General features: G+C 71.7%; 9 protein-coding genes. 8 read left to right on the forward strand and 1 reads right to left on the reverse strand.

Annotated features, from left to right (window positions below; genetic code table 11):
- Window positions 1-10 precede the first annotated feature (10 nt).
- The gene (locus tag ACFWBD_RS38735; protein ID WP_385678003.1) at window positions 11-1375 is read right to left on the reverse strand and encodes a glutamine synthetase family protein; all 1365 of its coding nucleotides are present in this window, start codon (window positions 1373-1375) and stop codon (window positions 11-13) included.
- A 233-nt stretch (window positions 1376-1608) separates the two neighbouring features.
- Between ACFWBD_RS38735 and ACFWBD_RS38740 the strand changes: the two genes are divergently transcribed.
- From ACFWBD_RS38740 to ACFWBD_RS38775, 8 genes are all read left to right on the forward strand, one after another.
- Window positions 1609-1797, forward strand: a complete 189-nt coding sequence (locus tag ACFWBD_RS38740) for a ferredoxin (protein WP_385678005.1) — start codon at window positions 1609-1611, stop codon at window positions 1795-1797.
- Between the two features lie 2 nt (window positions 1798-1799).
- On the forward strand, window positions 1800-3017 hold the full coding sequence (locus ACFWBD_RS38745) for an NAD(P)/FAD-dependent oxidoreductase (protein WP_385678008.1): 1218 nt from the start codon (window positions 1800-1802) through the stop codon (window positions 3015-3017).
- Between the two features lie 14 nt (window positions 3018-3031).
- Entirely contained in the window at window positions 3032-3844 is an 813-nt protein-coding gene (locus ACFWBD_RS38750) for an acetoacetate decarboxylase family protein (RefSeq protein ID WP_385678011.1), read from the forward strand.
- A 116-nt stretch (window positions 3845-3960) separates the two neighbouring features.
- Complete coding sequence (locus ACFWBD_RS38755; protein WP_385678014.1) at window positions 3961-5421, forward strand: aldehyde dehydrogenase; 1461 nt, start codon at window positions 3961-3963, stop codon at window positions 5419-5421.
- Window positions 5414-6349, forward strand: coding sequence for a 3,4-dihydroxyphenylacetate 2,3-dioxygenase (locus ACFWBD_RS38760; RefSeq protein WP_385678017.1), 936 nt, complete (start codon window positions 5414-5416; stop codon window positions 6347-6349). Before ACFWBD_RS38755 ends, ACFWBD_RS38760 begins: the two co-directional genes overlap by 8 nt.
- Before the next feature lie 11 nt (window positions 6350-6360).
- On the forward strand, window positions 6361-7215 hold the full coding sequence (locus ACFWBD_RS38765) for a fumarylacetoacetate hydrolase family protein (protein ID WP_385678020.1): 855 nt from the start codon (window positions 6361-6363) through the stop codon (window positions 7213-7215).
- A 68-nt stretch (window positions 7216-7283) separates the two neighbouring features.
- Window positions 7284-7913 carry a TetR/AcrR family transcriptional regulator gene (locus tag ACFWBD_RS38770; RefSeq protein ID WP_385678023.1) on the forward strand — a complete coding sequence of 210 codons (630 nt, stop codon included), beginning with the start codon at window positions 7284-7286 and terminating at the stop codon, window positions 7911-7913.
- Between the two features lie 254 nt (window positions 7914-8167).
- Window positions 8168-9625, forward strand: coding sequence for an APC family permease (locus tag ACFWBD_RS38775; RefSeq protein ID WP_385678025.1), 1458 nt, complete (start codon window positions 8168-8170; stop codon window positions 9623-9625).
- Window positions 9626-9724 lie beyond the last annotated feature (99 nt).

The raw sequence follows: 9724 nt of genomic DNA on the forward strand, positions 1-9724 counted from the left end.
CTCCTGGACGTCACAGGTGGTAGGCGTACTCGGTGAACTCCCAGTCGGTGACATGCCGTCGGAAGCGATCGACCTCGTTGCGCTTGTAGCTGAGGTACGCGGTGGCGAAGTCCTTGCCGAGCACGTCGGTGAGGGCGGTGTCCGCTTCCAGCGCGTCGAGGGCGGCGGACAGGCCCATCGGCAGGACGGCCGCCCGGGTGGTGTCGTATCCGTAGCCCTCCAGCGGGGCGGGCGGCTCCTCCCCCGCCCGCACTCCGAGCAGGGCGGCGGCGATCGTGCCCGCGATCAGCAGGTACGGGTTGGCGCCCGCGTCGCCGAGCCGCAGCTCCAGCCGGGCGCCGGAGCCGCGCTCGGGCGGGATGCGGACCATGGCGCTGCGGTTGTCCAGCCCCCAGTCGATCAGCCAGGGCGCGAGGGTGTCCGGGCCGAAGCGCTTGTAGGAGTTGACCGTGGGGTTGGCGAGTGCGGCGAGAGCCGGGGCGTGGGCGAGGAGGCCGGCGATCGCGTGGCGTGCGGTGGCGGACAGACCGTAGGGGCCGCTGGGGTCGTCGAGGACGTTGTGGCCGCCGTCCTCGTCGGAGGCCTCGAAGGACAGATGGAGGTGGAAGCCGGAGCCGCCGGCGTCGTTGAACGGCTTGGCCATGAAGGTGGCGAGCCGTCCCTCCTTGCGCGCGAGTTCCTTGACGGCGGCCTTGAAGCGGAAGGCGCGGTCGGCGGCCGACAGGGCCCCGGAGTGCGTCAGGTTGATCTCGAACTGGCCGCCGTCGAACTCGTGGTTGCCGTTGGTGACGCCGATGCGGAGGTCGCGCAGCAGGCGCAGGGTGCGCAGCAGGTGGTTGTCGGGGTCGGCGCGCAGGCCGGCCGTGTAGACGACACCGGTGGCTCTCGAGTAGCGCTTGTATCCGCTCGCGGACGCCGGGTCCGCGTCGCACAGGAAGTACTCGAGTTCGGGGCCGACCACCGGGCGCAGTCCCTGCTCGGCGCACCGGGCGAGCACCGAGCGCAGCAGGTCACGGGGTGACTCGGCGGCGGGCGCCCCGGTCGCCGGGTCGATCACCTCGCCGAGACAGGTCGCGACCCCGGGCTCCCAGGGCAGTGCGACCAGGGTGTCGAGGTCCGGGCGCACGGTGACGTCGGGCAGGCCGGCGTCCAGGCCGCCGCTCACCGGGACGACGTCCCCCTGGGGCGAGGTGTGGTAGACGGCCCGGCAGAACGCCAGCCCGTGCTCGCAGACGGTCGGCAGTTGGTCGAGCAGGACGTCGCGGGCTCGGTCGGTGCCGATGAGATCGGGATAGGTCACCCGGACCACGTCGATGCCCTCGGCGGCGAGCCGCTCCTGGTACTGGCGGGGGTCCGGTGTCTGCGTTGCGCTCACCGTGGTCTCCTCGGCGGCTGGTGCCAGTTGTTTGATGCCAAACGATATGAACGGCCCCGTCGGCCCGCAAGGGGTCGGCAGCAAAAAATTATCCACCTGGACAGGTATTGACCAGGGGTGCGCGGCTTCCTATGTTGTTTGAAGCCAAATGAGTTGGAGGTCCGGTCCTCGGACCTCCTGGCCGGGGCCCGGCCGACAGCGGTCGGGCCCCCACACTCCCAGGAGGACCGGCCATGAAGGTCGTCGTCGACATGAACAAGTGCCAGGACCACGGCCAGTGCGTCTTCGCGGCTCCCGACGTCTTCCAGCTCGACGGGAACGGGCGCCTCGCCTACGTCAGCGACCCCGACGGCGCGTTGCTCGACGAGGTCGAGGAAGCCGCCGACGTCTGTCCGCTCCAGGCCATCCGGATCGAGGCCTGATCATGACGTCGCACCGTGCACGCGTCGTCGTGGCCGGCGCCTCCATGGCCGGCCTGCGCACCGCCGAGCAGCTGCGGTCGGCCGGCTGGACAGGAGCGATCACGCTCGTCGGCGACGAGCCGCACATGCCCTACAACCGGCCCCCGCTCTCCAAGGACGTGCTGGCCGGGAAGGCGCCCTTCGAGTCGCTGGCCTTCCGTCCCCGCGCGAGCGTGGCCGACGCGGAGTGGCGCCTCGGCACGAAGGCCGTCGCCGCCCGCCTCGACGAGCGGCTCGTCGCTCTCGACGACGGCTCGGAGCTCGCGTACGACGCTCTGGTCGTCGCCACCGGCATGCGGCCCCGCCGACTGCGCTGCCCCGGACCGCTCGCCGGCCGCCACGCGATCCGCACCGTAGACGACGCCCGGGCGCTGCGCGACGAGCTGACGGGGCCGGGCGTGCGGGTGGTCGTGGTGGGCGCCGGGTTCATCGGCTGCGAGGTGGCCGCCACCGCCGTGAGCCTCGGCGTCGCCGAGGTGACCGTCGTCGACCCGCTGCCCCTGCCCATGGTGGGCCCGCTCGGAGAACTGCTGGGACGCGCGCTGCTGAAGCGGCACCAGGAGCACGGGGTGCGTTTCGTGCTCGGCACGGGCGTCGCCGGCTTCGGGGGCGAGGACCGGGTCACGGGCGTGGTGCTCGGCGACGGAACCGTCCTGCCCGCCGACGTGGTGGTGGAATCGGTCGGTTCGCTCGCGAACACCGAGTGGCTCGACGGCAACGGCCTCGACCTGTCCGACGGGGTGCTCACCGACGAGCAGCTGCGCGTCGGCGGACGGCCGGACGTGGTGGCGGTGGGCGACGTGGCACGTTTCCCCAACGCCCGCTACGACGGCGTACCGCGCCGGGTCGAGCACTGGTGCATCCCCACCGACACCGCCAAGCACGCGGCGAAGGTGCTGGTCGCCGCCCTCACCGGTGAGGGCCCCGAGCCGGCGCCCTTCGCGCCCCTGCCCTCCTTCTGGAGCGACCAGCACGGCTTCCGGCTCCAGTCCTTCGGCGCGCCCGCGCTCGGCAGGGACGACGTGCGGGTGCTGGACGGCGACCCGGACGCGGACGTCCTGGTCGGCTACCACCACGACGGCCGGCTGGTCGGCGTCGTGGCGCTGGGCGGCCCCGCCGCCGTGTCCGCCGCCGCCCGCCATCGCGCCGAACTGCTCAGGCAGCCCGCTCCCACCGCCTAAGGAACCCCCTGACCATGACCACCGTCCGCGGATACTTCCACCCCAGAACGGCGACGGGCTCCTCGTCGCTCATCCCGTCCCCGCCGTGGCGCTACTCGGGTGACCTGCTCACCGTCGAGTACCGCACCGACCCCGCCCGCGTCCGTGAACTGCTGCCCGCACCCCTGGAGTTGGCCGACGAGGACCCGGGCGCGGTCGCGCTGGTCTGGGCCGACTGGCAGTCCTGCTCCGCCTCGGGGGCGGAGCTGCTCGACCCCGTGCTGTCCCAGTACAAGGAGGCCTTCGCGGTCGTCCGCTGCACCTACCGGGGGCGCACGTACTCGCGGTGCGTGTACATCTGGGTCGACAAGGACTTCGCGATCGCCCGCGGGCTGCACCAGGGCTACCCGAAGAAGCTGGGCTCGATCCACCAGACCCGGCCGCACCCGTACGGGCCCGCCCCGCGCATCGAGGCGGGAGCCCGGTTCGGCGCGACCCTCGCCGCCGCCGACCGGCGGCTGGCCCAGGCCGTGGTGACCCTGCGGGAGCCGTCGGAGACGAACGGATTCGTCAACGGACATCCCATGGCACACCACCGCCTGCTGCCGTCGATCGAGAAGGACAAGGGGTTCGCCCTGGACGAGCTGATCGAGTCCGGCGCCGCGTCCTTCGAGGCGGGACCGGCCTGGAGAGGCGACGCCGAGCTGGAGCTGTTCGAGGCGCCCACCGAGGAGCTCGCCCGACTCGGGATCCGGGAGCCGATCGCCGCGTACTACCGGCAGGTCGGGGTGGTGTGGGACGGGGGACGGCTGCTGGCCTCGGGGACGTCGGAGGTGGGCGCCGAATGAGGTCGTCGACGTACGGGCCGTTCGTGGCCGGCCGCGCCCCCGCGGCGGAGCCGCCGTCGATACGGCCCGCGCCTTCAGGTGGTCTCCCGTCCCCTCGCCCGAAAGGAACCGTTCTCATGACTGACAAGGTCATCGTCGCCGGTGTCTCCGTCGACACCCGGCACTGGATCGGCGGTCGACGCGTCGCCTCTGCCGAGACGTTCACCGACACCTCCCCGATCGACGGCACCGCCCTGGGCGAGATCGCCCGCGGCGGGCCCGCCGAGGCCGAGGCCGCCGTCGCCGCCGCCAAGGCCGCCTTCCCCTCCTGGGCCGCCACCGCCCCCGCCGAACGCGCCCGCGTCCTGCACGCCGTCGCCGACGGGGTCGAGAAGCGGCTCGAAGAGCTCGCGATCGTGGAGACCACCGACAACGGCGCCCTGCTGCGCTCGCACCGCCGGGGCGTGATGCCCCGCGTGGCGCACAACTTCCGCTTCTTCGCCGACTGGCTGCTGAAGCTGGACCACGAGGACTTCGAGACGCGCGGCCACACCAACCACGTCTCGTGGGACCCGGCCGGCCCCAGCGTGCTCATCACCCCGTGGAACGCCCCGCTGATGCTGGCCACCTGGAAGGTCGCCCCGGCGCTGGCCGCGGGCAACACCGTGATCCTCAAACCCGCCGAGTGGTCCCCGCTGACCGCCTCCCTGCTCGCCGACATCGCGGCCGAGGCGGGACTGCCGCCCGGAGTGCTGAACGTCGTCCAGGGCTACGGCCCGGAGATCGGTGACGCCCTCACCTCGCACGCGGACGTACGCCGCATCAGCTTCACCGGGTCGGTGCCGACGGCCAGGCGGATCGCGGAGTCGGCGGCATCCAACCTGACCCCGCTCAGTCTCGAACTCGGCGGCAAGTCACCGCTGTTGGTGTTCGCGGACGCGGATCTGGATCTCGCCGTCGACCTCGCGGTGGAGCAGTACGACAACGCCGGGCAGGTCTGCCTCGCCGCCACCCGGCTCCTGGTCGAGGAGTCGGTCGCCGAGGAGTTCACCCGGCGTTTCGTCGAGAAGGCCGGCACGCTCACCCAGGGCGACCCCCGCGAGGAGGCCACCGACATCGGCCCCACCGTCCACCCCCGTCAGCTCGAGAAGATCGACGGCTTCGTACGGCGGGCGATCACGGCGGGAGCTCGCGCGGTCATCGGCGGGCACTCCAAGGACGGCCGGTACTACGCGCCCACCCTGCTCACCGATGTCGCCCAGGACTCGGAGATCGTGCAGGAGGAGGTCTTCGGGCCGGTTCTGACCCTGCAGACGTTCGCCGACGAGGGCGAGGCGGTCCGGCTCGCCGACGACACCCGCTTCGGCCTCGCCGCCACCGTCGCCACGGGGGACCGGGAGCGCGCCGAACGGGTCACCGCACAACTGGTCGCGGGAACGGTCTGGGTCAACTGCTTCTTCGTACGCGACCTCCAGGCGCCCTTCGGCGGCGCGCGCCGCTCCGGCGTCGGCCGCGAGGGCGGCACCTGGAGCTTCGACTTCTACTGCGACCTCAAGAACACCGTCACCGCGCCGAACGGATGGAAGAACCATGGGTGAGATCGTCGGGGCGGGACTCCTCGCCCACGTCCCCACCATCGTGCTGCCGGAGGCCGACCGGCTCGAACTCAACGAGGGCAAGGAGATCACCCTCGTCACCGGCCTGCGCCGACTGCGCGAGGACGTCTTCGAGTCCGACGACTACGACACCGTCGTCGTCCTCGACTCCCACTGGGCGACGACCGTCGAGTTCGTCGTCACCGCCCAGCGGCGCCGGGCCGGGCTCTTCACCTCCGAGGAGCTGCCGCGCGGCATGTGCCGGATGCCGTACGACTTCCCGGGCGACCCCGAACTCGCCCACAACATCGAGAAGTTCGCCGAAAGGCACGGCACCTGGATCACCGCGATCGAGGACGACCACCTGCCGATCTACTACGCGACCATCAACCTCTGGAAGTTCCTGGGCGAGGGGCTGCCAGACAAGCGGTGGGTGACCATCGGCGTCTGCCAGACCGGCGACATGGAGGACCATCTGCGGCTGGGCCGCGCGCTCGCGGACGGCATCGCCGCCACCCCCGGCCGCCGGGTGCTCGTCATCGCCTCCGGCGCCCTCTCCCACACCTTCTGGCCGCTGCGCGAGATCCGTGACCACGAGGCCAGCGACCCGGTGCACATCCGCACCCCGGAAGCCCGCGAGGCGGACCGGGAACGCATCGCCTGGTTCAAGGAAGGCCGGCACGACAAGGTCCTGGACACCATGGACGCGTTCTGGAAGTACAAGCCCGAGGCGAGGTTCTTCCACTATCTGATGATGGCCGGCGCCCTCGGCGAACAGGCCTGCACCGCCAGGGCCCGCCAGTACGGCGAGTACGAGAACTCCGTCGGCACCGGCCAGGTCCACCTGTGGTTCGACCGCCCGGCCGACGGCTGGACCGGCACCGGGCTCCCGGCGCCCGCCGCCCCGCACCACCCCCACCGCCGCTCTTAGGAAGGCCCGCCATGGCTGCTTTTTCCGAGTTCCGCCGCATCCTCCTGGACGGCGCCGCCGTCCAGGTCACCGTCGACGGGGACGAGCTCGTCGCCGGGGACGGCCGCCGCGTCAAGACCGACGAGGCGCAGCACCTGCCCCCGGTCGTCCCCTCCAAGGTGATCGCCGTCCACCTCAACCACCGCAGCCGGGTCGACGAGTTCCGGATCGACCTCCCGGACACCCCGACCTACTTCCACAAGCCGACCTCCTCACTCAACTCCCACAAGGGCGCCATCGTCCGCCCCGACGGGTGCAAGTGGCTCAACTACGAGGGCGAGGTCGCCATCGTCATCGGGAAGACGGCACGCAACGTCTCTCCGGCCGAGGCGGGCGAGTACATCGCCGGCTACACGATCGCCAACGACTACGGGCTGCACGACTTCCGCGACACGGACGCCGGGTCCATGCTCCGGGTGAAGGGCTCCGACACCCTGTGCCCGCTCGGCCCGGGCCTGGTCACCGACTGGGACTTCCGCGGCAAGCGCCTGCGGACGTACGTCAACGGCCAGGTCGTGCAGGACGGTTCGACCGACGAGATGAAGTGGGACATGCACTACCTCGTCGCCGACATCGCGCGGACGATCACCCTGTACCCCGGTGACGTCCTGCTGTCGGGCACCCCGGCCAACTCGCGTCCCGTCCGGCCCGGGGACGTCGTCGAGGTCGAGGTCGAGGGCCTCGGCCGGCTCACCAACCACGTCGTGACCGGCCCGGCCCCGGTCCGCGCCGACGTCGGGGCGCAGCCCACCGAGTCCGAGGAGGTGCTTTCCACCGCGCTCGGCGGCGACTGGGAGTTCCGCGGCATCCGTCCGCCCCGGCGCTGATGCCGCCGGAGAAGCGCCGCCGACGGCTCGAAGCGACCGTCCGAACGGGCCCGGGTAGGGTCACCGCCATGGCCGATTCCGCAGACGACGACCCCAGGAGCCGACAGCCGCGCCGGCGTCTGCACTACGGCGAGGGGCGCGAGGCCCTGCTGAAGGCGGCCGTGCGGGTGGTGGCTCGGGGCGGACTGCGCAAGCTCACCTACCGGGCCGTCGCGGAGGAGGCCGGGGTCACCCACGGCCTGGTCGTGCACCACTTCGGTTCGCGTGACGCCCTGATCGAGGAGGCGCTCGCGCACACCATCCGCACCTCACTGAGCATCAGCGCCCTCGAACCGGGCACCGGCAAGGTCGCGGACTTCTCGACCGGGCTGTCCGACATGGTCACGGCGGACCCGGACACCCAGGCCTTCCAGTACGAGCTGCTGCTCGAGGCGCGCCGCAGGCCGGAGCTGCTCCCGCAGATCCGCGCGCTGTACGACGAGTACTTCGACGCCACCCGGCGCGAGCTGGGCCGGATGCTGCCGGCGGGTGCGGACACGGCGCTGACGCGGCTGGTCTTCGCGGCGCTGGAGGGTCTGGTGCTGCATCAGCTGGTGCTGGGCGAGCCCGGGGTCACGGACGCGGCCCTGGAGGAGCTGCGCTCCCTGCTGAGGCTCCTCGACGCCGACGGCGATGCCGCCGGAAAGGCTCCCGCCTGACCGTCCGACCTTCGTGTTCCCGGGCCCTGGACGTCATCGCGTCCGGGGCCTTTCGCCGTCCCCCGCCCCGCGTCGCTCCGCCGGGTGACAGGCCGTGCCGGCACCGGAGTCACGGCTGTGCAAAAGGCGGGCGACGGGGCGGAAATTCCCTTCGCACCCCCTTGCCAAACGGATAGTTCGAACCCACCATGAGGCAACTCGTTTGGCTTCAAAACAAATCCCCCATCCTCCCCGTCCCCCGACAGGTGATCCGAGTGGACAGTCAGACGGCGGTCGCATCGCACACCGCGCACGATTCATCCATGGCAGGCAGGCTCAAACCCGATTCCCTCGGCGTCCTGGGCATCCTCTTCTTCGTCCTCTCCGCACAGGCGCCGCTGACCGGCATCGCCGGGGCCGTCCCCATCGCCATCGCGATCGGCAACGGGACCGGCGCCCCCGCCGCGTATCTCGCGGCCGGCGTCGTGGTCCTGCTGTTCTCCATCGGCTTCGTCGCCATGGGACGCCATGTAGTGGACGCCGGCGCCTTCTACACGTACATAGGCAAGGGACTGGGCCGCTCGGCCGGTTCCGGCAGCGCCGGTGTCGCCCTCTTCGCCTACTGCGCGATCCAGGCCGCCATGTACGGGCTCTACGGAGCGACGGTGAGCGGACTGGTCGAGCACTACACCGACGTACACATCGCGTGGTGGATCTGGACGCTGGTCACCATGGTGGCCGTCCAGGTCCTCGGCGCCGCCGGGATCGAGATGGGCGCCAAGGTGCTGGCCGTGTTCGTCCTGGCCGAGTTCAGCGTCCTGATCGTCTTCGCCCTGGTCACCCTCTTCAAGGGCGGCGGCCCCGAGGGCCTCGGCTTCGGCGACAGCTTCTCGCCGCGCGCCGCCCTCCAGGGGGCTCCCGGCGTGGCCCTGATGTTCGCGGTGGCGTCGATGTTCGGCTTCGAGGCCACCGCCATCTACGGCGAGGAGGCCCGGGAGCCGCGGAAGACGGTGCCGCGCGCCACCTACCTGTCGGTCGCGGTGATCACCTGCTTCTTCGCCTTCACCTCCTGGATGCTGGTCTCCGCGCACGGCGCGTCCGCGGCGACGGCCGAGGCGGGCAAGGCACTGGAGTCCGGCGATGCCACGACCTTCGTCTTCGCCCCCATCGCGGCGCAGTTCGGCGCGTGGACCGGCGACGTGCTGCCGGTCCTGCTGGCCACCTCGCTGTTCGCCGGCATCCTGGCGTTCCACAACTCCGCCAACCGCTATCTGTTCTCCCTGGGCCGCGAAGGCCTGCTGCCGCACCGCCTCACCGGGCTCAACCGGCGCCACTCACCCTGGGCGGCCGGCATCGTCCAGACGGTGATCTCGGTGGCCCTGGTCATGCCGTTCGCACTGCTGGGGAAGGACCCGGTGCTGACCCTCTTCTCGTGGTTCAGCGGGGTCGCCGTCCTCGGGATCATGCTCCTCTACTTCCTGACGTCGGTCTCCGTGATCGTCTTCTTCCGCCGCTCACGTGCCGACACCCGGCCCTGGAACACACTGGTGGCACCGGTTCTGGGCGCGCTCGGCATCGCCGGTGCCATCTGGCTCATCATCGAGAACTTCACCACCCTCATCGGCGGCGACGCGACCACGTCCGTCTGGCTCCAGCTGACCGTGCCCGCGGTCCTGGTCCTGGGGCTCGTCGTGGCGAGGCTGACCCGGCAGAGGCCGACCGCAACGCTCTGACCTCCGGGGTTGGCGGGGGCCCCGCCCCGGGGGCCCCCGCCCCCCCCCCCCCCCCCCGGGGCCCCCCCCCGCAGAAAGCCCGCCCCCCCCGGGGGCCCG

The sequence above is a fragment of the Streptomyces sp. NPDC060002 genome (assembly GCF_042737245.1).
Taxonomy (GTDB): Bacteria; Actinomycetota; Actinomycetes; order Streptomycetales; family Streptomycetaceae; genus Streptomyces.

Coding starts and splice junctions, on each gene's coding strand:
- ACFWBD_RS38740 (WP_385678005.1), top strand. CDS start 1,609: ATGAAGGTCGTCGTCGACATGAACAAGTGCCAGGACCACGGCCAGTGC.
- ACFWBD_RS38745 (WP_385678008.1), top strand. CDS start 1,800: ATGACGTCGCACCGTGCACGCGTCGTCGTGGCCGGCGCCTCCATGGCC.
- ACFWBD_RS38750 (WP_385678011.1), top strand. CDS start 3,032: ATGACCACCGTCCGCGGATACTTCCACCCCAGAACGGCGACGGGCTCC.
- ACFWBD_RS38755 (WP_385678014.1), top strand. CDS start 3,961: ATGACTGACAAGGTCATCGTCGCCGGTGTCTCCGTCGACACCCGGCAC.
- ACFWBD_RS38760 (WP_385678017.1), top strand. CDS start 5,414: ATGGGTGAGATCGTCGGGGCGGGACTCCTCGCCCACGTCCCCACCATC.
- ACFWBD_RS38765 (WP_385678020.1), top strand. CDS start 6,361: ATGGCTGCTTTTTCCGAGTTCCGCCGCATCCTCCTGGACGGCGCCGCC.
- ACFWBD_RS38770 (WP_385678023.1), top strand. CDS start 7,284: ATGGCCGATTCCGCAGACGACGACCCCAGGAGCCGACAGCCGCGCCGG.